Raw genomic sequence first — 22,886 nt, forward strand, 5'->3', positions numbered from 1 at the left:
CGCGTGCCTAGCGTTGCAGCTCAAAATCCTTACTCGCAAGTAAGGCCGCTGCGCCGATCATCAATCCGCCGCATATTTTGTTCACCAAGCCAAAAGAAATCCGCTGAAGCACTTTGGCGGCGCGCACGCCAACCCATCCCCAGAGCATCAGAATAACGCCATCCACCACCAAGTAGGTGACCCCAAGGATGAACAATTGAGGCAGCACCGGAACGGTAGGATCAATAAATTGGGGAAAGAGAGCACCAAAAAACACGACCGCAAACGGGTTTGCCATAGATGTCACAAAACCTTGGCGGAACAGACGGAGCGATTGACCGGATGGATTTGCCATAACCTCGTGCGGTTTGCCTTTTGACACGATGAGCTGAACACCGATCCAGACAAGATAGGCCACTCCGAACCATTTGATCAAGATAAACGCATTTGCCGAGGTCGCAATGATCGCAGCAAGTCCGAACGCCGCGCCTGCCATCTGGAGACTGTTGGCTGTCAAATCTCCCGCGATAGTATAAGCACTACGCCTCAGCCCGTGGCGCACGCTGTTTGATATGATCAAAAGTTGGCTGGTATCTGGTGGCGTGGCGAAAAACACGGCTACCGCTGCCAAATAGACCAAATAGCTTTCCATGGGCATCATCGCATTCCTTCGGACATAATCCGCCAACCTTTGGCCTTCGCACCAAATTAGTCAAAGCTTCAATGCCGCCGTTCGCATCTGCACATTACACCGCCGCTTTGCCCCGCTTCGCTGTCATAGCGCAGCCGCCCCATCTCACACCGCTTGCAATTTGCGTGCCTCCGTTCCCGCCAGCCCCAACAACTCCTGCATATACGGCTTTTCGCGGTCATCACTCCGGATTGCCGCATACAAGCGCCGCGTCACACCTTTTTTGGTAAGCGGCCGTGTGACGTAATCCGATGAATACTTCACCTCCCGCACGACCCAGTCGGGCAGTACCGACACCCCGCGATTGGAAGCCACCAGAAGCAGGATGACCGCTGTCAATTCCACCTGACGGATTGCCGCAGGCTCCACTTTGGCAGGGATCAACAACTGACTGAACACATCCAGCCGCGTGCGCTCTACTGGATACGTGATCAGCGTCTCACCACGAAAATCATCTGCCTCCACATACTTTTTTTGCGCCAGAGGGTGCGCCGAAGATGCTACAAAAACCGCCTTGTAATCAAACAGCTCGATAAACTCGACACCTGCAATCTCTTCTGGATCAGAAGAAATTACCAAATCAACCTCTTCGCGCAACAACGCAGGCAGCGCGTCAAAGGCCAAACCGGGCCGGATATCCACATCCACATCGCCAAAGCTGCGGCGAAACTGCTCCAGCACTGGAAACAACCACTCGAAACAGGCGTGGCACTCAATCGCGATGTGCATCCGCCCCGTACTGCCATCGCGCAAGCCACTAAACTCCTCCTGCAAGGCCGCGACCTGTGGCAACACCTGCTCGGCCAACTTTAAAAGGCGCTGCCCCGCAGGCGACAGCTTGAGCGGTTTGGAGCGGCGTACAAACAGCTCCACCCCCGCCTGATCCTCAAGTCCTTTAACCTGGTGACTGAGTGCTGATTGCGTGATGTTCATCATCTCCGCCGCCCGCGCCAATCCCCCCGCGCGGTGGATGGCCTGAATGGTGCGCAGATGCCGAAACTCAATATGCATATGAGATCATCCTCATGTTAATGATGAAAGTTATGAATTTGTTTCACACTCAAACCCATGCGACAAGATATGAAATCAAAAAGGATACGGACCATGACAAACCCTGCCGTTTCATTCGAAGTCTTCCCGCCCAAAACCGTCGATGCCGCATTCAAGCTGTGGGATACGGCACAAGCACTGGCTCCGCTGGCTCCCCGCTTTTTCTCCGTAACCTATGGCGCAGGCGGCACCACCCGTGATCTGACCCATGACGCTGCCCATGTTCTGCGCCGCACATCAGGCCTGCCTGTTTCCGCCCACCTCACCTGCGTTGGGGCGTCCGTGGCCGACACAATGGAGCAAGCCGAGAAATTCCACGCCGCTGGCGTCACCGACATCGTCGCCCTGCGTGGTGACCCGCAAAACGGCGAGGAACGCTTTGCTGCGCATCCCGAGGGCTTCAAAAACTCTGTCGAGCTGATCGAGGCACTTGCCCTGCAAGACAAGTTTACCATCCGCGTTGGCGCCTACCCCGATTGCCACCCCGATGCGGCCAGCCAGCACGCCAACATTCAATATCTTAAGCGTAAATTCGACGCGGGCGCGCACGAAGCGATCACGCAGTTCTTCTTTGAGCCCAAAAGCTTCCTGCGCTTCCGCGATCAATGCGCCGCCGCTGGCATTACCAAACCCATCGTGCCCGGCATCCTGCCCATCACCAACTGGACCTCAGCCCGCAATTTTGCAACCCGCTGCGGCACCAAAATTCCTGCGTGGATGGAAGAGGCCTACCGCGCTGCGGAGCGCGATGGCCGTACTGAACTGCTCTCCACAGCGCTCTGCGCTGAATTATGTAGCGCGCTGGTCGACGAAGGGGTGGATGCCTTGCATTTCTACACACTTAACCGCCCCGATCTAACTCGTGACGTCTGCCGCGCATTGGGGGTTACACCACAAACCGCCCTTTCAAACGTGGCGTAACAGGTTGCGCCATGGCGCAAAACGGTCCTAGGCTGGGGAAATCTTTTCCCAGCCGGAGCGACCCCCATGCGACGCCTTGCCACCTCTCCCGATGATCTGCTGCCCCCATCCGAAGCGCTCAAACTCTCGGGACTGGAATACATGCAAAGCATGCTCGACGGCACCAACCCCGGCCCGCCGATTGGTGCCACGATGGGTTATACCCTTCATAGCGTTGAGGCAGGCGCATGCGTCTTTCGCGGCACACCGGAATTTGGAGTAACCAACCCGATGGGGACGGTGCACGGCGGCTGGTACGGCACCCTGCTCGACTCCGCGATGGCCTGTGCCGTGATGACCCGCGTGCCGCGCGGCTCGGTCTACACGACACTGGAATACAAGATAAATATCTTGCGCTCGATCCCGCTGGGCATGCAGGTTGATTGTATTGGCACAACCGATCACGTGGGCCGCTCAACGGGTGTCGCACATGGCGAAATTCGCGGTGTTGAAGATGGTAAGCTTTACGCCACAGGCTCAACTACCTGCATCGTGATGAAAATCGCGTAGGTTCAATGTGAAGAAGACCGCCTGACCCTCACCCGTATTCTTCCGTCCCCTGCCTTAAATTGCCTGCCGTGCTAAGTCCTCGGGGTCCGGCTGAATACTCTCATGTAGCCGCTCTGACGGGTCCCCCCCCACCACCCGCTTGCGCCGGGTAACAAACAGCGGCCCCCATCCAGCCCATGTGCCGATCGAAGGCGCTCTTGCGTCTTGCTCGAACCGCGCCCGCCACCCGTCAGGCAAAGGCAGATCGGCTGCCTCCGCCCGCTCCAGCATCCAGACCAACGGGATATTCGACAAAGGCCGTGCATGATGCCGCCCGCCCAATTGTCCGCCAACATCGCCATGGCTGCCCCGAAACCAGACCTGCTCGATCTGCACGGGTCGATCAGGGTCACTCTCCCAAATGATGGGTCGATACGCCACGCGTGTCTCGTCGCGTGCCAGCGCGTGATATCCCATCTTCACGTGACGGCCCAGCGCATGGTTGTGAAACGCGTACCGCGCCACACTGAGCCGCCACAACACAGGTGCGTTGATCCCCAGCGATTTAACTGTGTCCCAAACGCCGATCATCTCGATTGGGACGTCTGCCCGGCAATGCGCCGTCGCGAATGCCTCTACCGTGCCATTTTGGGACATACCTTCATACAAGCGATAGGCTTGTCTGATATTACGCTCTGTCGCACAATCACGCCGCAACAGCCCCACTCGGTCAATGATACCTGCAAGCGAGCGGACGGCATATGCGCCCCGCGAATACCCCATGAGGTAAATCTTGTCCCCATCACGGTAACGCGACGCGAGATAGCCGTATGCCCGCTTGATCTGGCGATTTATCCCCCGCCCCGAAACAACGTCACGCACGGTGCGCCAACTGTCCCACTGTAATCCAGGCTCATAATAAATTGAAATCTGTGCGCCCATTTCCTGCGCCAGGTGATAGGCGATGCCTGCGTTCGTCTGGCACCCTTCCTTGAGCGTGGACATGGTCCCGTCAAGAATTACCAGATGGATTTGTTGGCCCCTACTGCTCTTGGAAGGTCCAAAATCACTATCCGGACGCGTCCAGAGGCGGCCAAACAGCCGCCTCAGAAACGGCGTCTCGTTATCTTGCTTATTCGGCGGCGATGGCCTCACCTTGCAGCAACTCCCAAACCTTATGCGGCGTGAACGGCATGTCCGCCTGACGCACCCCATGCTCCCATAGCGCGTCCTGCACCGCATTGGATACCGCCGCAAGCGCGCCAACCGTTCCCGCCTCGCCGCAGCCCTTCATGCCCATGATATTTGCAGTTGAGGGCACAGGCTCACTTGTGAACGAGATGAAAGGGACATCCTGCGCGCGCGGCATGGCATAGTCCATGAACGATGCCGTGAGCAGCTGCCCATCCTCGTCATAAACCACCCGCTCCTGCACGGCTTGCCCGATGCCTTGAACAACGCCGCCATGCACTTGCCCCTCGGCCAGCAACGGATTGATCAGATTACCAAAGTCATCCACGACGGTATAGCGATCCGTGGTCACGATCCCCGTCTCGGGATCAATCACAACTTCGCAGATATGCACTCCGTTGGGGAAGCTACGCGCCTCCAACGTGGCCCGCTCATGGTGAGTCAACAGATCGTCACGCCCCTGTGCGCGCGCCATGTCGGCCACTTCCAGCATTGTCGGCGTCAAGTTAGACCCCTCCGCACGGAACCGCTCGTCGTCAAAGCTAATCTCGGCGGCAGGCACGCCCATCTCATCGGCCAGAAACGCGGTGAAATCCTCGATCATCTTGCCCACAGTCGCCAGCGTGGCATTGTTCTGCACGGTAACAGAGCGCGATCCACCTGTGCCGCCCCCCGTCGCAATGCGGTCACTGTCGCCCTGCACCACCACGATTTTATCGGCTGGTATCCCCGTCTGGTCACTCAGAAACTTGGCGTAAACCGTCTCATGCCCCTGTCCACCCGACTGCGTCCCAACGAGGATCTCAACCGTACCATCCTCAAGGAAGTTAACCTTCGCCCCCTCGCTCGGATCACCCAGAATACTCTCGATGTAATAGCAGAGCCCCTGACCGCGCAGCTGCCCCCGCTTTGCATCCGCCGCCTTGCGCGCGCCAAAACCAGCCGCATCCGCCTCCAAAGCGCCGCGCGTCAACACCTTGTTGAAATCGCCGACGTCATAGGTCTCGCCCGTACAGGCCGCATAGGGAAACTGCTCCGGCTTGATAAAGTTGATGCGCCGCAATTCCAGCGGATCAACCCCCAGCTCACGCGCCGCCCGGTCCATAATCCGCTCCAGCACATAAATTGCCTCGGGCCGCCCCGCGCCACGGTAGGCATCCACCTGCACCGTGTTGGTATAGTAGCCCTCAACCTGCAGCCAAGTCGTCTGCACATCATAGACGCCCATCAGCACGCGGGAGAAAAGCTGCGTCTGGATAAACTGGCCGAACTGGCTGTTATACGCTCCCAGATTACACTTGCTGGTCACACGATAAGCGGTAATCTTGTTATCCGCATCAAAAGCCAACTCCGCCAGTGAGGTCAGATCGCGCCCGCCATTGTCCGTCAGCATCGCCTCGGTCCGCTCGGACATCCAGCGCACAGGTTTGCCCAATACACGGGTCGCATGGCTGATGACAAAATACTCGTGATAGGCCATCCCCTTCATCCCGAAGGCACCGCCCGTGTCAGGATTGGTCACCCGCACCGCATCCTCGTCCAGCCCGAACGCATTCACCAAATTCTTCTTATGAACCCAAACGCCCTGCCCGTTATACGCCACGTGCAGACGCGTCCCGTCCCACTCCGCATAACATCCACGCGGCTCAATGCTGTTCACGATGATCCGGTTGTCTTCAACGTCCAACGCAACAGTCCGCGCCGCCGCCTCAAACGCAGCTTCCGTCGCCGCCTCATCGCCCATGCCCCAGTCGAATGCACAGTTATCCGCCGCCTCAGCGTGCAACGCCTCGCCGCCGCGCACCAAATCCATTTTGGCAGGTAGCTCGTCCACCTCGAACATAATCAGCTCAGCGGCATCCCGCGCCTGCTCATAGGTATCGGCAATCACCATCGCCACAGGCTCGCCCACAAATCGCACACGATCCCGCGCCAGCATGGGCCGCACAGGCGCCGCTGCACCCGATCCGTCACGGTTCTTCACCACAGCCCCGGGTATCTCAACCTTCACGCCTGCGGCTTCCAGATCGGCACAGGTCACAACCAAATGCACACCCTCGGCCGCTGACGCCTCACTCACGTCCAGCTCGGCAATAACACCATGCGCCACAGGAGAGCGGAAAGCAAAAGCATGCAACGCCCCCTCAGGCGAGATATCGTCCACATAGCGCCCCTCGCCGGTCAAAAAGCGAACATCCTCAACCCGTTTGATCGACTGGCTCTTACCGAATTTTTCCATCTGACGTCTCCTGTTGGCCGCGCAATATAGTTGAGCGGACAGTAGCGTCAGAGCAGGCGATGTCCAGTGCGCGCACTCAATTCAGACGTGCTGGAAGAGAGCCGTATTCCGTCATAACCGTCAGCTCGACGGGCTGACCGTAGGCTAAGACTGTAACATCGCTGTTGCGCGCTACACGGCAAACATTCCGCGCTTCCGCCTCGATGTAATAAGCCTCCATCGCGCCCCCTGTTGGATCTTGGAGCCCGCGACTGACCCTTGTCCGTTGCTCCGCCGCCAACACCAAACGGTCCATCCGGATCAACGGGCATAACAGATCAGCATCGCGATCGGTCGTCTGACGTATCTGCGCCCAGCCCTGCATATCCGATTGCCCGGCCGCTGCACTGTCAAATCGGATCAACTGCCCTGCCTTATTCGCACGCATGTGGTCCAGATACTTGAATCCGTGCAGCCCGTAGTGCACCGCATTGATGAAATAAGGGTCCGCCGCTGTCAAACCGCCCCCCGCCCCGGATCCCTCGCGCTGCACAATCTGCCCAAGAGCAAGCCAGTGATCTCCGTTGTAGGGCGCAATAAATACCCGCCGCCTTGCATACTCCAGACGAGTCTGCCCGGGGATATCATCGGCCACGGGTGTCATCGCATATCCTGTCTCGGTTCGCTCCGTCCGCATGCTGGTCCGCTCCATCAAATCAAGCGCGCTAGTATTATAGGGATCATGCTCCAACGTGTCGCGTGCCCAAACTTTTGCACGGTCCAACACCTCGTATTCCATAAGATCAAGACCAAAGCGCAGCGCGATATGCTGGTCGAAATGGTTGGCTTCGGCCACGTCAGTATACCAGTCTTTGCGCATATAGGCCTGAATTTCCGCCGCCGATTCCGCCGTGTAGGGCGTTGTATTCATGAGTGCCTCATGCGCAAAAGCAGCCGCGTTCGGCACATCGCCCTGCGCCAGCAACGCCGCCATGCGCACGGGCCAGTCGTCATAAACGCCCACCTGCGACATCATATCAATCATACAGTAGCGCGGAACATCCAATCCTTCGCTTGGCACCATTGGGGCCAGAACCTCACACAGATATTCCCCGATCTCAGGCGTGCCGCCATATCCCTGCTGCACAAGGGGGAAGGCTTTGGTCAGGGTATGGTAATTCGGCCGCGCCTTCATCACCTCCAACAACACGTCAATGGACCGCTGCCTGTCCCCGCCCGTATTGGCCAGCCGGATCACAGTATCGGACGCCGCCAGCAGATCGCGGTTCCTGTGATACGCCTCCAGCGCCAGTTTGAAGGCCTCGTCGTGCATCTCGTAATGCGCGTTAAATGCGCTTGGATAGGTTTCACGCCCCAGCTTGGTGCCCCGCACCACCCATCCCAAGTGATACAGCACCACAGCATGCGCCGTTTGCGCATGCGCAGAGGTCGGCATCGCCTCCAGCCACGCAGCGGTAAGGGATCGCACAACAGGGTGCGTGGTCTCGAAAACCTCATAAGGCATGCGGGCATTGCGGGGCGTCACATCCCCCGCAAGATAGCTTTCCTGATGTCGGACCAGCGCTGCCTCGACGGCCGATATATCGCCCGCCATCACCAAACCGCGCAACGCTTCCACGGTCACGGGCTGCGCCTGGGCAGTATTCGTGCCCATAACCACCATCACCAATCCTGCAATCCATGCACGCATTCTACGTCTCCTCCAATATTTCCCTCATACAGCAGCCAGAATCTGACCAAATTGCGGAGCCTCAAAGGCAATATCCCAACGCACAGCCCTTCCCCTCTGACGCGTCACAGGCTACATCAGCCTCAAATCCACACCGACGGGAGCCGTATCATGGCACTGGACAAAAAATTCGACGCGGCCGAAGCCGAGACCCGCATTTACGCCGCTTGGGAGCAATCAGGCGCGTTCAAAGCAGGGGCAAACGCCTCCCGCGACGAGACATATTGCGTCATGATCCCGCCTCCCAATGTCAACGGCTCCCTGCACGTGGGCCACGCGTTCAACCATGTCCTTCAGGATATCCTCGTGCGCTGGCACCGTATGCGCGGCTTCGACACGCTCTGGCAGCCGGGTCAGGACCACGCGGGCATCGCCCTGCAACTTGCTGTGGAAAACAAACTCGCCGAGAGCCAGATCAAACGCACTGATCTCACCCGCGAGCAGTTTTTAGACCACGCATGGGCGTACAAAGAAGAAACAGCGGGCACGATCATCGGCCAGATGAAACGATTGGGCAATTCCTGCGACTGGTCGCGCAACGCTTTCACCATGTCGGGCGCTCCGGGTGATACCCGCGTGGGTCACGAGAACTCACCGAACTTCCATGACGCGGTGATCAAAGTCTTTGTGCAGATGTACAACGACGGCAAAATCTACCGCGGCAAACGCCTCGTGAACTGGGACCCGCGGTTCGAGACTGCGATATCCGATCTCGAAGTGGAAAACACCGAAGTCCCCGGTCACATGTGGCACTTCAAATACCCGCTCGCAGGCGGAGCCACATATGAGTACGTTGAAAAGGACGAGGACGGAAACGAGACACTGCGCGAGACCCGCGACTACATCTCTATTGCCACAACCCGACCCGAAACCATGCTTGGCGATGGCGCAGTCGCTGTTCACCCGACAGATGAACGTTACGCCCCAATTATCGGGAAACTTTGTGAAATTCCTGTTGGACCGAAAGAGTACCGCCGCCTGATCCCGATCATCACTGACGAATATCCTGACAAGGATTTCGGCTCTGGCGCGGTGAAAATCACGGGCGCGCATGACTTCAACGACTACCAAGTGGCCAAGCGGAACAATATCCCGCTCTATAACTTGATGGATACCAAAGCCGCCATGCGCAGCGATGGCCTCAGCTATGCCGAGAGCGCGGACAAGGCTCGCACTTTCGCCGAAGCCATGATCGCCCTGATGGAAGACGCAAAATCCCGCTTCCACTCCCCCACCGATCACCCGATGCCAGACGTGACCGAGATTAACCTCGTCCCCGATGACTACCGTGGCCTTGATCGGTTCGAAGCGCGTAAAAAGATTGTAGCCGACATCACGGCAGAGGGCCTCGCCGTCATGCATGAGGTAACCCGCACCGTAAAAGACGAAGACGGCAACACATCCGAAGTCACGGAATCCGTTGCATACGTTGAATCCAAACCCATCATGCAGCCCTTCGGCGACCGCTCAAAAGTCGTGATCGAGCCGCTGCTGACCGACCAGTGGTTCGTGGACACTGACCAGATCGTAGGCCCCGCCCTCGACGCTGTGCGCAATGGCGACGTCAAAATTATGCCCGAAAGCGGCGAGAAAGTGTACTACAACTGGCTCGACAACATCGAACCATGGTGCATCTCGCGCCAACTCTGGTGGGGGCATCAGATCCCAGTTTGGTTCGATGGCGAAGGCAACGAATATTGCGCATCTTCATGGCAAGAAGCCTACGTTATCGCATCAGCAAAATTCCAAGAGTTAGGCGGGTCAGCCAAAGATGATCCGTTTCCGAAATGGGTAACAGCCGATGGAAATGAACCTAAAGATGGGCCGCTCACACGCGACCCCGACGTCCTGGACACATGGTTCTCCTCCGGCCTCTGGCCCATCGGCACCCTCGGTTGGCCCGAGGAGACGCCCGAGCTCCAAAAGTACTTCCCCACCTCCGATCTGATCACAGGTCAGGATATCCTATTCTTCTGGGTCGCCCGCATGATGATGATGCAGCTCGACACTGTGGGCAAAATTCCGTTCGACACCGTCTACCTCCACGGCCTCGTCCGCGATGCCAAGGGTAAGAAGATGTCGAAATCCGTGGGCAACGTCATCGACCCGCTGGAAATCATCGACGAGTATGGCGCCGACGCCCTGCGCTTTACCAACGCCGCCATGGCGTCGCTCGGCGGCGCACTCAAACTCGATGCGCAGCGCATTGCAGGCTACCGCAATTTCGGCACCAAAGTCTGGAACGCCCATAAATTCGCCGAAATGAACGGCGTCTTTGACACCGAGAAGACGCTTGCAGGGGCTGTACCCGTAGCGCCCCGTGCCACACTCAATAAATGGATCATCGGCGAGACGGCACGCGTGCGGATGGAAGTCGACGCAGCGCTCGACACCTACCGCTTCAACGACGCCGCCAGCGCACTCTACGCATTTGTCTGGGGCAAGGTTTGCGACTGGTACGTAGAGTTGTCCAAGCCGCTGTTGCAAGACGATGACGGAAAAGGCGATCTGGCAAAAGAGACACGCGAAACTATGGCTTGGGTACTGGATCAATGCCTGATCCTGCTGCATCCCATCATGCCCTTCATCACAGAAGAGCTCTGGGGCCAAACCGCCGAACGCGAAAAACACCTCGTCCACGCCGACTGGCCCACCTACACCACGGCGGACCTGCTGGACGAGGCCGCCGACCGCGAGCTGAACTGGGTCATCACCCTGATCGAAAACATCCGCTCCGCCCGCGCTCAAATGCACGTCCCAGCGGGCCTCAAGGTGCCCATGATTGTTACTGATATGGACGATGCTGCACAAGCTGCATGGGACAACAATGAGGCGATGATCAAACGCCTTGCACGTGTTGAAGCACTTGATAAAAAAGAGCAGTTTCCAAAAGGAACAGTTGCCATCCCCGCCGCAGGTGCCACCTTTGGCCTGCCCTTGGAAGGGATCATCGACATCGCCGAAGAAAAGGCGCGTTTGCAAAAATCCCTCGACAAACTGGGCAAGGAAATAGGCGGCCTTAAAGGGCGTCTCAACAACCCCAAATTCGCCGCCTCCGCCCCGCCGGAAGTCGTCGCCGAAGCTCAAGGAAACCTTGCCGCGCGACAAGAAGAAGCCGATCAGCTTCAGGCGGCAATGGATCGCTTGGCCGAAATCGGATAACCAACACAGAAAAGGGCGCGGATCAAGATACCCGCGCCCCCGCTTCTCTAGTTTTTCAATAAACCCAATCCCGTAAGAACAACCAAGTTCTCCGCAGCAGTTACTTAAAAACCGCCGCCCGCTTCCCGAATGCCGCTGCCACAACTTCCATTTGATGTGGCTTGCCCATCAGGTCCACCTGCTCGCGCGATTCAGCATCCAGCACCGCCACCGCATTCTGTGTCTCCGCCACGCCAATCAGACGTTTGGCCGCACGGATCGCCGAAGGGCTTTTTCCTGCAATTGTCTCGGCCAGCGCCTGCGCCGCAGCCAGCGGATCATCGGCAATCTCGGTCAACAGCCCCCAGCGCTCCGCCTGCTCAGCCCCCACGGGCTCAGCCGTATAGGTCATGCGGCGCATCACGTCCGAGCGGACCAAGCGGGGCAGCAGAACCATTCCACCCATATCAGGTACGATGCCCCACTTCATTTCCATCACGGCAAACTTTGCATCCGGCGAGGCAATTCGAATATCCGCGCCCAGCGCAAGCTGGATACCCGCACCAAAACATACCCCATGCACCGCCGCGATCACCGGAATATCCATCCGCGACCAGACCATTGCAAACTCCTGCCATTGGTTCGTCGTGCCACCCCCGTGCGTGCGCGGCATCAGCAATTCGGCGGGGTCTTTTCCAATCATCCCCGACAGCCCAGAGATGTCAATTCCTGCACAGAACGCCTTGCCCTCGCCAGAGACGATAACCGCCCGCGCATCTGAGGCGGCAACTTCGTTGCCTGCGTCAATCACCGCCGTGATCATGTCCTGATCCACCGCATTCATCTTGTCAGCGCGGGTCAGGCGTACATGGGCGATGTGGTTTTCATAGGTGACTGAGACGCGGGACATTAGCTTTCCTCCAGTGATGCTTTGCTCGCACCACAGCAGAACACCCCCGAACGCACCAGCAAAACGTGGCGGCACTTACATCGGGACAAGCCGCTCTACCGCACGCATCATGCCGAGACCCTTGTCATAAGCAAGCGTGAGGATTCGCCGCATCTGGGGCTTTGCCACTGTAACGCCGACACCGCGCAGCGCACCTGCGGCAGCTGCCGTTCCGATAAACCCGCGTCTTGTAAGTTTGGCCATGATCCGCCTCCCGTTTTTGCGATCCATTCTCAAATAGATATGGACATCACGATTTACAAGGCTTGCCCTCGCCACAGCCTCCGCATTAACTGCATTCCATGACACACACACGCCTCACCCCGCTTGCACAATCCCTTCCCGCGTCTGTCCCGTTTGTGGGGCCCGAAACCCAAGAACGCGCACGCGGCGCTGCCTTTGACGCGAGGCTTGGCGCGAACGAGAGCGCCTTTGGCCCCTCGCCCCGCGCGATCAGCGCCATGGCCGAGACACCCCAATGGATGTATGGTGATCCGGAGAGTTTTGATCTGCGCACAGCCCTTGCTGCGCACCACGGCTGTACGCCTGCGCATATCATGGTCGGCGAAGGGATAGACGGGCTGCTCGGTTATCTTGTGCGGTTGTTTGTGGAGGCTGGCGATGCTGTCGTGACTTCCGCAGGTGCCTATCCAACGTTTAACTACCACGTCGCAGGGTTCGGCGGCACACTACACACTGTACCTTATGTGAACGACCATGAAGACCCCATAAGCCTATTCGCAAAAGCGGCGGAAGTGGATGCAAAGCTGGTCTATCTCGCCAACCCCGACAACCCGATGGGCAGTCATCATCGCGGTGCGGATATCGTGAAAGCAATGAAGGCACTTCCAACGGGCACTTTGTTGGTGCTGGATGAGGCTTATGTGGAATGCGCCCCCGAAGGCACCGCGCTCCCTCTACCCGCAGATGACCCTCGCGTGATCCGTATGCGCACGTTTTCAAAAGCTTACGGCCTTGCAGGCGCGCGGGTCGGCTATGCCATCGGCCATCCCGACCTAATCGAAGCGTTTCACAAAGTGCGCAACCATTTCGGCATGAACCGCGCCGCCCAAGCGGGAGCATTGGCGGCGCTTAAGGACCACGGTTATCTTGCAGAGGTCCAGCAGCAGATCGCCGGAGCCCGCGACCGCATCACACAAATTGCGCTACAAAACGGCCTCATGCCTCTGCCAAGTGCAACCAATTTTGTCACCATTGATTGCGGCAAAGACGCGGATTTTGCCAAGGCGGTCCTCGACGGGTTGATCGCACGCGGCATCTTTGTGCGCATGCCCTTTGTTGCCCCGCAAAACCGCTGCATCCGCGTCAGTTGTGGCACAGGCCCGATGCTCGACGCTTTTGCCGCTGCCCTGCCTGCCGCCCTCAAGGACGCAGAAAAAAGCTGACGTTAAGGAATTACGCGCTACTCTGACATCCATGCGACACTGATGAGGCCAGACATGCGGAACAAGCCAGGCAGCGCGCCCAACTTCACCAACGCAGCCGTTGTGATGTTCGGCGTGAACATTACGTGGATATTTGTGACGATCTGGGCCGTATGGGGACTAATTGCTGTTGCCGCAGCAGGTTGGGCTGTTCACCACATCATCAACTTTATCGACAAGCGGCGCGGATAGCCCGTCACCAGCGATCACATCTGCCGCCGCATCCAGTGCGCCGCGTCCGTGGGCAATGCCAAGTGCGGACATACCCGCCTGCATCCCGCCAAGTAGGCCCATAATCATCTGACCATTTACATGCCCCATATGTCCGAGGCGGAAAAACGCATCCCGCGCGGGATCGCCCACTTCGGCCATGCCAAGGCCAATGCCAAGCGTCAGACCAAGCTCCTGCTCAACCCAGTTGCGCAGGCGCGTGCCATCGTTCCCCTTCAAACGAAGGGAAGTCACAGCCGTACTGCGGTTAGCAGGATCGGCAATATTCATGCGCAGATCTCCTCCCGCACCCCATGCATCGCAAGCTGCCCAGATCGCACGGGCCAGCACTGTGTGGCGCGCCCAGACCTGCTCAATCCCCTCATCGTGGATCATGCCCAACGCCACGCGCAGCCCGTACATATGATGCGTGGGTGCTGTGCCGTTGAAATACTGCCAAAGCTCGGTGCCCGTGCTGCGCGGGGTCCAGTCCCAATAGACGCTAACCCGCGGCATGGCCTCTCGCACGGCCTGCGCACGCTGGTTGAAAAACACGAATGAACAGCCGGGCGGGACCATCAGCCCCTTTTGACAGCCCGTGACCATGACATCGACGCCCCATGCGTCCATCTCGAAACGGTCACACCCCAGCGACGCAATGCAATCCACCATCAGCAAGGCAGGATGCCCAGCCGCGTCCAGAACATCCCGCACGCCCTTGATATCGTTCAGAACAGAGGTGGAGGTATCGACATGCACGGCCAGCACGGCCTTGATCTTGTGACTTTTATCTTCGGCCAGCGCAGCCGCGATCACATCCAGATCCATGGGCGAGGATTTCCCGAAATCGATCAGCTTTACATCTGCACCAATGCCCGTTGCCATCTCGCCAAAACCGTGACCGAACCGCCCCGTTGCAGGGACCAGTACCCGCTCCCCTGGGGCGATCACATTGCTTAGCGCCGCTTCCCACGCTGCATGGCCGTTGCCGATATAGACTGCGGCGTAATGCTCGGTCCGTGCCACGCGTTTGAGACCATCAAAGATGCCGGGCATCATATCAACCATTTCACCCTCATAGATGTTGGGCGCGGGGCGGTGCATCGCCTGCAAAACCGCATCAGGCATGATGGAGGGGCCCGGAATGGCGAGGTATCCACGCCCATGCGACAGGTTTGGCCTTTGGCTCATATGTCATTGTCCTACAAATCAAACAGGTGCCACAGGGGCGGTTGAGCCAACCATAGCCGCCCGTCGCGCCGCGTCAATCGTGCCACGTCCTTGCCCCCACCTGCACAGCGCTTTATGTTGGCGCAAACGCGTACAAGCGATCCATCAAAGGCCAACATCCCCATGAGCAGTGAACAGACCTACACCTCGAAAGAGCTGATGCGCTGGCTATGGCGTGATTACCTAAGCAAACACCTCGGCAAACTCTCCATCGCAATTGTGTTTATGATCCTTGAAGGCGCCAGCCTCGGGGCCATGGCAAAACTGATGGAGCCCATGTTCGACCGTGTTTTCGTCGCAGGAGAGCAATCGTGGCTGCTCATCGTGGGCTTCGTCCTTATGGGCATCTTCGTTGTACGTGCTGTGTCTGGCGTGGCACAAAAAGTGCTGCTGACCCGTATCGCACAGCGCTCTGCTGCTGATATGCGCATTGATCTGCTGGACCGCATGATGCAACAGGACGGCGCATTCCATCAATCCCACCCGCCCGGCTTTCTGATCCAGCGCGTGCAATCCGACGTGAACGCCGTGAACGATGTCTGGCGTGCAATTATCACGGGCGCGGGGCGTGATTTTATCGGCCTGATGGTTTTGTTGGTGGTGGCGATCTCGATCGATCCAGTTTGGGCACTGTTGGCCTGTATTGGTATTCCGGTGATGGTCCTGCCCGCTGCCTTTGCGCAACGGTTTGTGCGCACGCGCGCGCGTGAGGCACGCGATCTCGGGGCCAGCCTCTCCACCCGTCTGGACGAAGTGTTCCACGGCATCGTCCAGATCAAACTCAACGCACTTGAGGCCTATCAGTCGCGCCAGTACCGCGACATCTCCAAGAAATTCGTTTCCACCGAAGTGCGCACAGCCTTTGGCAGTTCCGCCATTCCCGCCATGATCGACATCATCTCTGGCATCGGTTTTATGGCTGTGATCCTCTATGGCGGCTCCGAGATCATCTCGGGCGACAAAACCATCGGCCAGTTCATGACTTTCTTCACCGCGATGGGCTTCACCTTCAACCCGCTGCGCCGCCTCGGGTCGATCTCGGGCCAATGGCAGGTCGCCGCCGCCGCACTGGAGCGCATCAAGGAGCTGCTGGATGCGCCGCTCAACCAGACCTCTCCGGTAAAACCCCTGCCCGCGCCTGTGAAGGACACCGACATCACCCTTGAGGATGTAACGCTATCCTTTGGCGAGACAGAAGTGTTGCACGGTCTGTCGCTCACGGCGAATGCGGGTGAAACAACTGCCCTTGTCGGCGCCTCTGGCGCAGGGAAATCAACGATTTTCAACCTGCTGACCCGCCTGCTCGACCCGACCGCAGGTACTGTGCGCATCGGCGGCGTGGCCACAACCGAAATGGCCATTCCCGACCTGCGTACGCTGTTTTCCGTTGTGAGTCAGGAGGCTCTGCTTTTTGACGAAACATTACGCGAGAACATCGTCCTTGGCCGCGAGGATGTCACCGACGAGGCGCTGCAATCCGCGCTCGACGCCGCATTCGTCTCCGACTTCTTGCCGCAGCTTGAGCATGGCCTTGAGACACGTGTGGGGCCGCGCGGCTCTGCCCTCTCTGGCGGTCAGCGCCAACGTGTGGTGATTGCACGCGCTCTGCTGCGCAACACGCCTGTGCTGCTGCTCGATGAGGCCACAAGTGCGCTGGATGCCCAATCCGAGCAGGTTGTGCAGGATGCGCTTGACCGTCTGTCCGAAGGGCGCACCACGCTGGTCATCGCGCACCGCCTCAGCACCATCCGCAACGCGGACAAGATCATTGTGATGGACCGTGGCCGCGCCGTGGACCAAGGCACCCATGAGGAACTGCTGGAACGTGGCGGCATCTATGCCGACCTCTACCGCCTGCAATTCAAGGATGGTAAAATTGTCTCGGATCGCAAGCGCGGGATTTTACGCCGCAGTGACAAAGCAACAGAGGAACGCCAGCCCAACCTGCTCCAGCGCATCGGTCAGTTGTTTGCCAGCTAAGCCAGCGCTCTATTTACGGTAAGCCTGCGCGAGGCGATCTGGAGAGGTCCCCGCCGCGTAGCGTATCAATGTCCAAAGGTTCCGCCCCCCGCGCCGCAGCCACCCTTGGGCGCGGTATTTAGCCGCCGAGGTCACGGCCAGCCCGTCCAGCTTCCGCAGCTTCCCGCGCAAGGCCCGCGCAATCGCCACATCCTCCATCAGCAGTTGATCGGGGTAGCCTCCGATAGCATCATAAAGGGCGCGGTGAATGAGCAATCCCTGATCGCCGTAAGGCAGTCCCGCGCGGCTGCGCAGATTGGCCCAGCCCGCAACGATCCCCGCCGCCATACCGCGCCGGTCAAACGCGAGCGGGAACCAACCCGCCTTATCCTGATGTGCCAGATGTGCCGCGACTGCACCGCTCCATCCCGGCGCAAGCATTGTGTCGGCATGTACGATGAGCAGCCATTCGCCCTTTGCCGCCGCCACACCTCGCCTGAGTTGCCCGCCCCGCGAGGGATCGCCATACACAACTTCCGCCCCCCATGCCTGCGCCGCAGCCCCCGTCGCATCACTCGATCCGCCATCGCTGACAATCAACTCGCGGATCAGCCCTGCTTCCAGCCCCTCCATCAGCGCGCCAAAACACGCCCCAAGGAACCCTTCGGCGTTTAATGTCGGAACGATCACTGAAATCTGCGCTCGCATCACGGCTTCCTCTTACGCTGCCCCATACACTACCCCTGTCAAACGGGGTGCGAGTTGCTATATTGAAAACGACCCCGAAAGGACACCCCGATGACCGCACCCTCCCGCCGTATCCTGCGCATTTCAGGCAGTGCCAACCGCGATTTTCTGCAAGGGCTGATTACCAATGACATCACCCACATTGATGCGGGGTTGGTCTATGCTGCCCTCCTGTCGCCGCAGGGTAAATACATGGCTGACTTCTTTTTGACCGCAGATGGCGATGACGTGTTGCTCGACGCGGACGCGGCTCAAGCTGACATGCTGGCGCAGCGCCTGACCATGTATAAACTGCGGGCCGATGTGCAGATCGCCGCCACCGACCTGCACCTGCATCGCGGCTTGGGCGATATACCAGATGACGCCATGACCGATCCGCGCCACGAGGCCTTGGGCTGGCGGGCCTACCGCGAAGCGCCGCAGGACGACGACGCGACCGATTGGAACGCCCTCTATGTCACCCACATGATCCCGCAAAGCGGCGTTGAACTGACGCCCGATACCTTCATTCTTGAAGTGGGGTTCGAGCGGATTCACGGCGTCGATTTCCGCAAAGGTTGCTATGTTGGCCAAGAAGTCACCGCACGCATGAAGCACAAGACCGAGTTGCGCAAAGGTCTGGCCAAAGTATCAGTGCAAGGCGATGCCGCCACAGGCACACCAATCACAGTGGGCGACAAACCCGCAGGCACCCTGCTCACCCGTGCAGGCGATCTCGCACTTGCCTATTTGCGCTTTGACCGTGCCACAGGTGAGATGAAGGCAGACGCAGCAACGGTCACGCGCATCGACTGAAACGCAAGCGCAGCCCCGAGGGGCTGCGCTTGTATGTTCGGTGCGGAAGAGAGCCTTAGGCGCGCTCTACATATTCGAACGTTTCAGTATTCACGATGATATCCTCATCCTGCCCAACAAAGGGCGGCACGGAAACTTTGATCCCGTTGTCCAACACAGCAGGTTTAAACGAATTGGCCGCAGTCTGACCTTTAACCACAGGCTCCGTCTCGACAATCTTGCATGTCACTTTCTGCGGCAAGGCGGCGTTGATCGCCTCTTCCTCGTGGTATTCGACAACAATCATCATGCCGTCTTGTAAAAACGGACGACGATCACCCAGCAGATCAGCGGCAAGCTGCACCTGCTCATAGGTGTCCGTATCCATCAGCACCAACATCCCGTCATCCTCATAAAGGAACTGCTGGTCTTTTTGCTCAAGGCGCACTTTCTCGACCTTGTCCGCACTGCGGAAGCGCTCATTTAGTTTGGAACCGTTGCGCAAATTCTTCAGTTCGACTTGCGCAAATGCACCACCTTTGCCCGGTTTGACGTGATCGACCTTCACCGCAGCCCAAAGACCGCCGTTGTGTTCGAGGACGTTTCCGGGGCGAATCTCGTTTCCGTTGATTTTGGGCATGTGTCAAAACTCTGGCAAAAGGTTGATGAAATCTTGACCCACCCTATATATTGGGGAGAAACTGCACACAAGGAGCCGTGTTTAGTGCTGAACTGAACGTAGCCATGCAAAATTTGCATGGGTGCCATGCCAAAACAGGGTATCCGAATCGCTCGTTATATGTCAGAAGAGGCAGACGCCGAAAATGACAAGAGCAAGAATAATGGAAGGACGACGAGTTGAAAGATTTCGTTGATGGCACGGCCTTTAATAACGAACAAGGTAACCGCGCCCGTAAACTGTTCGCAGCCGTAGTACTGGCTGCACTAGATGATGCAATCGCTGATGATAAGAAGTACGGCAATGGTCCTGAGCAGATCGCCCGTTGGGCACGCTCACGCGACGGTCGTGAAGTTCTTAGCTGTGCGGGCATCGACCCGAACGAACGTGTTGTGACTGGTCTCATGGACTTTGTCGGCAAAGGTGTACGGACATCCGTCGCCTTGTCGCGCGAGGAATCCGAGCGCCGCAACGCTGCTCAGCAAGCTGAAGCCGCATAAGCGACTTCCGTTTGCGAGAAGAAAAAAGACGCAGCCTGCGGGCTGCGTTTTTTTATGCCTGCTGTTCATTGTAAGTGCGTTGAAATCCGCTTTTCCTCCCACCGTCTTTACGCCACGTTGCGCAAAACACAGTCAGGGGCGGCATAATGGCAAAAGCGATCATGATCCAAGGTACAGGCAGCAATGTCGGAAAATCCATGATCGTGGCAGGTATCCTGCGTGCCCTCCGCATTCGCGGCCTTACTGTGCGACCGTTCAAGCCGCAAAATATGTCTAACAATGCCGCGGTCACCAGCGACGGCGGCGAGATTGGGCGCGCCCAAGCACTCCAAGCGCGTGCCTGCGGTATTGATCCCCATACCGATATGAATCCTGTCTTGCTCAAACCACAAACCGCAACTGGGGCGCAGGTTATCGTGCAGGGAATAGTTGCAGGCCATCAGGAAGCACGAAGTTTTGGCAAAAACAAACAATCCCTAATGCCTTTTGTGCTCGAAAGCTTTGCACGACTTGCGACCCAATGCGATGTGATCGTTATTGAGGGCGCAGGCTCCCCCGCCGAGACGAACCTACGCGCAGGCGACATCGCCAACATGGGTTTTGCCCGCGCCGCTGGTGTGCCTGTGATTCTGATGGGTGACATTGATCGTGGCGGTGTCATCGCCCAGATCGTCGGCACCCAGGCGGTGCTGGAAGCAGGTGATAACGCAATGATCAAAGGGTTCTGCGTCAACAAGTTTCGCGGGGATCGCAGCCTCTTTGACGCAGGCCGCGATGATATTGCGACGCGCACAGGCTGGCCCTCCCTCGGTGTGCTACCGTGGTTCGAACACGCAAGCCGCCTGCCCGCAGAAGACGTGATGGACCTGCCTGCACGCTCCCGCTCCGGCGGGCGTGGACTGGTCATCGCCGTGCCACAACTCCCGCGCATCGCCAACTTTGACGACCTTGATCCCCTGATGGCAGAGCCATCAGTAGACCTGCGCATGATCACCAACGGCAATCCTATTCCTGCTGATGCCGATCTTGTCCTGCTGGTCGGCAGTAAATCCACCATCGCTGATCTGGCCGATTTGCGCACTGCTGGTTGGGACATTGATATCGCTGCCCATGTGCGGCGCGGGGGGCATGTGATGGGACTGTGTGGCGGCTATCAAATGCTGGGCAAAACCATAAGCGATCCTGACGGCATAGAAGGACCCGCGGGCACCGTGACCGGCCTTGGCCTTCTGGATGTGCATACGGTTTTAGAGCCTGTGAAAAATCTGGCGTTGCGCGACGGCCATCACATCGCATCAGGTGCAGCGCTCAACGGCTACGAAATCCACATGGGCAGGACTGAAGGCCTTGATTGCACCCGCCCTTGGCTGCATTTCGGATTAACGAGAGATGGTGCAAGCAATGGGACAGGCCGCGTATTGGGCTGCTACTTACACGGCCTGTTTACATCTGACGCCTTTCGCAACGCATATCTCGGCGCACTTGGCACGCAATCAACGGTTATTTTCGAGGATCAGGTTGAGGATACACTTGACGCCCTTGCCGCACATATGGAGGCGTATTTTGACCTCGACGCTATGCTCGTAGCCGCCGCCAAGGTCAGCTAGGTCTTATTCCATTTCCTGCGCAGTCAACGCACGATGGATCTCGCGGCGCACCAGCTTGCGCACATTTCGGGTGATCCGCTCTCCCAATGCACCTTGCAACTCGGCGCGTACAATCTCACTCACCAGATCGCGTAGGGCGTCCTCATCCATCACCTGATCATCCGTTGCGAACGCAGCTGCCGCAGGTGCGGCTTCTGGCTCAATCTCGGGCTCGACCTCCTGAATTAACTCTGGCTCGGCAACAAAAGGCGCTCCTTTTGCGTCCAGTTCAACATCGTCTTCCCACGCCATCGCAGGCGCATCCGTGAGGGGCAGCGTATCGGCCTCGTCTCCGTCCGGCTCCCATTCCTGATGAGTACCGCGCAGAGCAGCTTCCAGGGCTGCAATCTTGGCTGTCAAAGGGGCCCCTGCTGATAGTTTCTCAACCTTGGGGGCCGCATCTTCATCCGACACCGAGGGGTCATCAAGCGCGGCCTCCGGGGCATCGATATTACCCGAACGGTCATAACTTTCATAATTGTCCTCAGACAACTCTGCAATGACGTCTTCTTGCAGATCCCAGTTGGCTTCATCATTCTGATCAGACGCTTCGGCTGCGCCCTGCTCATGATCTAGCTCGACCGCGACCTCATCATCATCCCAGAATGCCTCATCTCCATAGTCAGCCTCATCAAGCTCATCCTCGATGGCCTTCGCCTCATTCTCGAGCGCGTCATGCACCAGCGCATCGAGGGCATCCATTGCCGCGTCTTTCCTCTGCTCTGGCGCGGCAGGAAACAGCACCATGGGACCGGGATCAGCACCATCGACTATTTCTTCAACAGACCCATCCACATCATCTGTTTCATTTTTCCAAGTTTCACGTGCAACAGAACCGAGGTCCAACGGACCATCCTCGGCTTCATCATCCTCAACTTCGGCCTCAAGTTCATACTCGGGCTCAGGCTCTGAAGGGAGCACACGCAAGGCTGGAGTCAGCACCAAACGGTTTGCCTCTGGCATGTCATCTTCCACGGCATCACTTACCTTCGGAACATCATCCACAGGGTTCTCTTCCGCGGCAAGTTCCTCGACAGGCGTGCTACGCAAACCCGCAAGAGGTCGCTTGTCTTCGGATACCAATCGGCGGATTGAAGACAATACATCTTCAACCTCTTCATTCGTGACGGCTTTTGACATTTTTTACCACTCTCTGCTCAGCGCCAAAGATAACCCGCATAACCGATTCCCACAATGGGGCGAAAATCGTTTAGAAATATAAAATTAGCCGATTACCCTCACGCGATCCCGCTACATTAACGAAAAAAGACTGCCCAA

19 protein-coding genes are annotated in these 22,886 nt (G+C 58.0%); 8 read left to right on the forward strand and 11 right to left on the reverse strand.

What is annotated here, in order from left to right; translation table 11 throughout:
• Positions 1-7 precede the first annotated feature (7 nt).
• Positions 8-631: a LysE family translocator gene (locus Q0775_RS02570; RefSeq protein ID WP_298857763.1), complete on the reverse strand. Its 624-nt coding sequence runs from the start codon at positions 629-631 to the stop codon at positions 8-10.
• A gap of 144 nt (positions 632-775) precedes the next feature.
• Positions 776-1,681 carry a LysR family transcriptional regulator gene (locus Q0775_RS02575; RefSeq protein WP_298857764.1) on the reverse strand — a complete coding sequence of 302 codons (906 nt, stop codon included), beginning with the start codon at positions 1,679-1,681 and terminating at the stop codon, positions 776-778.
• 93 nt (positions 1,682-1,774) lie between these two features.
• Between Q0775_RS02575 and metF the strand changes: the two genes are divergently transcribed.
• Both metF and Q0775_RS02585 read left to right on the forward strand, forming a co-directional pair.
• Entirely contained in the window at positions 1,775-2,641 is an 867-nt protein-coding gene (metF, locus tag Q0775_RS02580) for a methylenetetrahydrofolate reductase [NAD(P)H] (RefSeq protein WP_298857765.1), read from the forward strand.
• A gap of 66 nt (positions 2,642-2,707) precedes the next feature.
• Positions 2,708-3,190 (forward strand): PaaI family thioesterase, encoded by a 483-nt coding sequence (locus Q0775_RS02585; RefSeq protein ID WP_298857766.1) that lies wholly within the window; start codon positions 2,708-2,710, stop codon positions 3,188-3,190.
• 54 nt (positions 3,191-3,244) lie between these two features.
• On the opposite strand, the gene Q0775_RS02590 is transcribed toward Q0775_RS02585, so the two are convergent.
• The 3 genes from Q0775_RS02590 to Q0775_RS02600 all read right to left on the reverse strand — a co-directional run bounded on the left by Q0775_RS02590 (position 3,245) and on the right by Q0775_RS02600 (position 8,289).
• The gene (locus tag Q0775_RS02590; RefSeq protein ID WP_298859908.1) at positions 3,245-4,270 is read right to left on the reverse strand and encodes a DUF2235 domain-containing protein; all 1,026 of its coding nucleotides are present in this window, start codon (positions 4,268-4,270) and stop codon (positions 3,245-3,247) included.
• A 31-nt stretch (positions 4,271-4,301) separates the two neighbouring features.
• A complete protein-coding gene (locus Q0775_RS02595) occupies positions 4,302-6,599 on the reverse strand; it encodes a xanthine dehydrogenase family protein molybdopterin-binding subunit (protein WP_298857767.1) in 2,298 nt (765 codons plus the stop codon).
• Positions 6,600-6,675: 76 nt separating this feature from the next.
• Positions 6,676-8,289: a DUF4034 domain-containing protein gene (locus Q0775_RS02600; protein ID WP_298857768.1), complete on the reverse strand. Its 1,614-nt coding sequence runs from the start codon at positions 8,287-8,289 to the stop codon at positions 6,676-6,678.
• 150 nt (positions 8,290-8,439) lie between these two features.
• On the opposite strand from Q0775_RS02600, the gene Q0775_RS02605 reads away from it, so the two are divergent.
• Positions 8,440-11,490 (forward strand): valine--tRNA ligase, encoded by a 3,051-nt coding sequence (locus Q0775_RS02605; RefSeq protein WP_298857769.1) that lies wholly within the window; start codon positions 8,440-8,442, stop codon positions 11,488-11,490.
• Positions 11,491-11,590: 100 nt separating this feature from the next.
• Here the strand turns inward: Q0775_RS02605 and Q0775_RS02610 are convergent, their stop codons facing one another.
• Together Q0775_RS02610 and Q0775_RS02615 are read right to left on the reverse strand one after the other, a co-directional pair.
• On the reverse strand, positions 11,591-12,379 hold the full coding sequence (locus Q0775_RS02610; RefSeq protein ID WP_298857771.1) for a crotonase/enoyl-CoA hydratase family protein: 789 nt from the start codon (positions 12,377-12,379) through the stop codon (positions 11,591-11,593).
• Between the two features lie 75 nt (positions 12,380-12,454).
• The gene (locus Q0775_RS02615) at positions 12,455-12,622 is read right to left on the reverse strand and encodes a twin-arginine translocation signal domain-containing protein (protein ID WP_298857772.1); all 168 of its coding nucleotides are present in this window, start codon (positions 12,620-12,622) and stop codon (positions 12,455-12,457) included.
• A gap of 98 nt (positions 12,623-12,720) precedes the next feature.
• On the opposite strand from Q0775_RS02615, the gene Q0775_RS02620 reads away from it, so the two are divergent.
• Positions 12,721-13,824 carry a pyridoxal phosphate-dependent aminotransferase gene (locus tag Q0775_RS02620; RefSeq protein WP_298857773.1) on the forward strand — a complete coding sequence of 368 codons (1,104 nt, stop codon included), beginning with the start codon at positions 12,721-12,723 and terminating at the stop codon, positions 13,822-13,824.
• 159 nt (positions 13,825-13,983) lie between these two features.
• Here the strand turns inward: Q0775_RS02620 and Q0775_RS02625 are convergent, their stop codons facing one another.
• The gene (locus Q0775_RS02625) at positions 13,984-15,264 is read right to left on the reverse strand and encodes an aminotransferase class V-fold PLP-dependent enzyme (protein WP_298857774.1); all 1,281 of its coding nucleotides are present in this window, start codon (positions 15,262-15,264) and stop codon (positions 13,984-13,986) included.
• Positions 15,265-15,426: 162 nt separating this feature from the next.
• On the opposite strand from Q0775_RS02625, the gene Q0775_RS02630 reads away from it, so the two are divergent.
• Complete coding sequence (locus tag Q0775_RS02630) at positions 15,427-17,283, forward strand: ABC transporter ATP-binding protein (RefSeq protein ID WP_298857775.1); 1,857 nt, start codon at positions 15,427-15,429, stop codon at positions 17,281-17,283.
• 9 nt (positions 17,284-17,292) lie between these two features.
• Here the strand turns inward: Q0775_RS02630 and Q0775_RS02635 are convergent, their stop codons facing one another.
• Positions 17,293-17,970 (reverse strand): glycosyltransferase, encoded by a 678-nt coding sequence (locus Q0775_RS02635; RefSeq protein ID WP_298857776.1) that lies wholly within the window; start codon positions 17,968-17,970, stop codon positions 17,293-17,295.
• A 90-nt stretch (positions 17,971-18,060) separates the two neighbouring features.
• On the opposite strand from Q0775_RS02635, the gene Q0775_RS02640 reads away from it, so the two are divergent.
• Complete coding sequence (locus tag Q0775_RS02640; RefSeq protein ID WP_298857777.1) at positions 18,061-18,804, forward strand: folate-binding protein; 744 nt, start codon at positions 18,061-18,063, stop codon at positions 18,802-18,804.
• A 55-nt stretch (positions 18,805-18,859) separates the two neighbouring features.
• Here the strand turns inward: Q0775_RS02640 and efp are convergent, their stop codons facing one another.
• Positions 18,860-19,423, reverse strand: coding sequence for an elongation factor P (efp, locus tag Q0775_RS02645; protein ID WP_298857778.1), 564 nt, complete (start codon positions 19,421-19,423; stop codon positions 18,860-18,862).
• 218 nt (positions 19,424-19,641) lie between these two features.
• Between efp and Q0775_RS02650 the strand changes: the two genes are divergently transcribed.
• Positions 19,642-19,962 (forward strand): DUF6280 family protein, encoded by a 321-nt coding sequence (locus tag Q0775_RS02650; protein WP_008228933.1) that lies wholly within the window; start codon positions 19,642-19,644, stop codon positions 19,960-19,962.
• 146 nt (positions 19,963-20,108) lie between these two features.
• Positions 20,109-21,569 (forward strand): cobyric acid synthase, encoded by a 1,461-nt coding sequence (locus Q0775_RS02655; RefSeq protein WP_298857779.1) that lies wholly within the window; start codon positions 20,109-20,111, stop codon positions 21,567-21,569.
• A gap of 3 nt (positions 21,570-21,572) precedes the next feature.
• On the opposite strand, the gene Q0775_RS02660 is transcribed toward Q0775_RS02655, so the two are convergent.
• Positions 21,573-22,748, reverse strand: coding sequence for a hypothetical protein (locus Q0775_RS02660; protein WP_298857780.1), 1,176 nt, complete (start codon positions 22,746-22,748; stop codon positions 21,573-21,575).
• Between the last annotated feature and the right edge of the window lie 138 nt (positions 22,749-22,886).

It is taken from the genome of uncultured Sulfitobacter sp., assembly GCF_947499945.1.
Classification (GTDB): domain Bacteria; phylum Pseudomonadota; class Alphaproteobacteria; order Rhodobacterales; family Rhodobacteraceae; genus Sulfitobacter.

Excerpts from the sequence above, each read along its gene's own strand:
- Q0775_RS02610 (WP_298857771.1), bottom strand. The coding sequence starts at position 12,379 with ATGTCCCGCGTCTCAGTCACCTATGAAAACCACATCGCCCATGTACGC.
- Q0775_RS02605 (WP_298857769.1), top strand. The coding sequence starts at position 8,440 with ATGGCACTGGACAAAAAATTCGACGCGGCCGAAGCCGAGACCCGCATT.
- Q0775_RS02600 (WP_298857768.1), bottom strand. The coding sequence starts at position 8,289 with ATGCGTGCATGGATTGCAGGATTGGTGATGGTGGTTATGGGCACGAAT.
- Q0775_RS02620 (WP_298857773.1), top strand. The coding sequence starts at position 12,721 with ATGACACACACACGCCTCACCCCGCTTGCACAATCCCTTCCCGCGTCT.
- metF (WP_298857765.1), top strand. The coding sequence starts at position 1,775 with ATGACAAACCCTGCCGTTTCATTCGAAGTCTTCCCGCCCAAAACCGTC.
- Q0775_RS02625 (WP_298857774.1), bottom strand. The coding sequence starts at position 15,264 with ATGAGCCAAAGGCCAAACCTGTCGCATGGGCGTGGATACCTCGCCATT.
- efp (WP_298857778.1), bottom strand. The coding sequence starts at position 19,423 with ATGCCCAAAATCAACGGAAACGAGATTCGCCCCGGAAACGTCCTCGAA.
- Q0775_RS02575 (WP_298857764.1), bottom strand. The coding sequence starts at position 1,681 with ATGCATATTGAGTTTCGGCATCTGCGCACCATTCAGGCCATCCACCGC.
- Q0775_RS02615 (WP_298857772.1), bottom strand. The coding sequence starts at position 12,622 with ATGGCCAAACTTACAAGACGCGGGTTTATCGGAACGGCAGCTGCCGCA.
- Q0775_RS02595 (WP_298857767.1), bottom strand. The coding sequence starts at position 6,599 with ATGGAAAAATTCGGTAAGAGCCAGTCGATCAAACGGGTTGAGGATGTT.
- Q0775_RS02655 (WP_298857779.1), top strand. The coding sequence starts at position 20,109 with ATGGCAAAAGCGATCATGATCCAAGGTACAGGCAGCAATGTCGGAAAA.
- Q0775_RS02585 (WP_298857766.1), top strand. The coding sequence starts at position 2,708 with ATGCGACGCCTTGCCACCTCTCCCGATGATCTGCTGCCCCCATCCGAA.
- Q0775_RS02570 (WP_298857763.1), bottom strand. The coding sequence starts at position 631 with ATGGAAAGCTATTTGGTCTATTTGGCAGCGGTAGCCGTGTTTTTCGCC.
- Q0775_RS02635 (WP_298857776.1), bottom strand. The coding sequence starts at position 17,970 with ATGCGAGCGCAGATTTCAGTGATCGTTCCGACATTAAACGCCGAAGGG.
- Q0775_RS02640 (WP_298857777.1), top strand. The coding sequence starts at position 18,061 with ATGACCGCACCCTCCCGCCGTATCCTGCGCATTTCAGGCAGTGCCAAC.
- Q0775_RS02630 (WP_298857775.1), top strand. The coding sequence starts at position 15,427 with ATGAGCAGTGAACAGACCTACACCTCGAAAGAGCTGATGCGCTGGCTA.
- Q0775_RS02660 (WP_298857780.1), bottom strand. The coding sequence starts at position 22,748 with ATGTCAAAAGCCGTCACGAATGAAGAGGTTGAAGATGTATTGTCTTCA.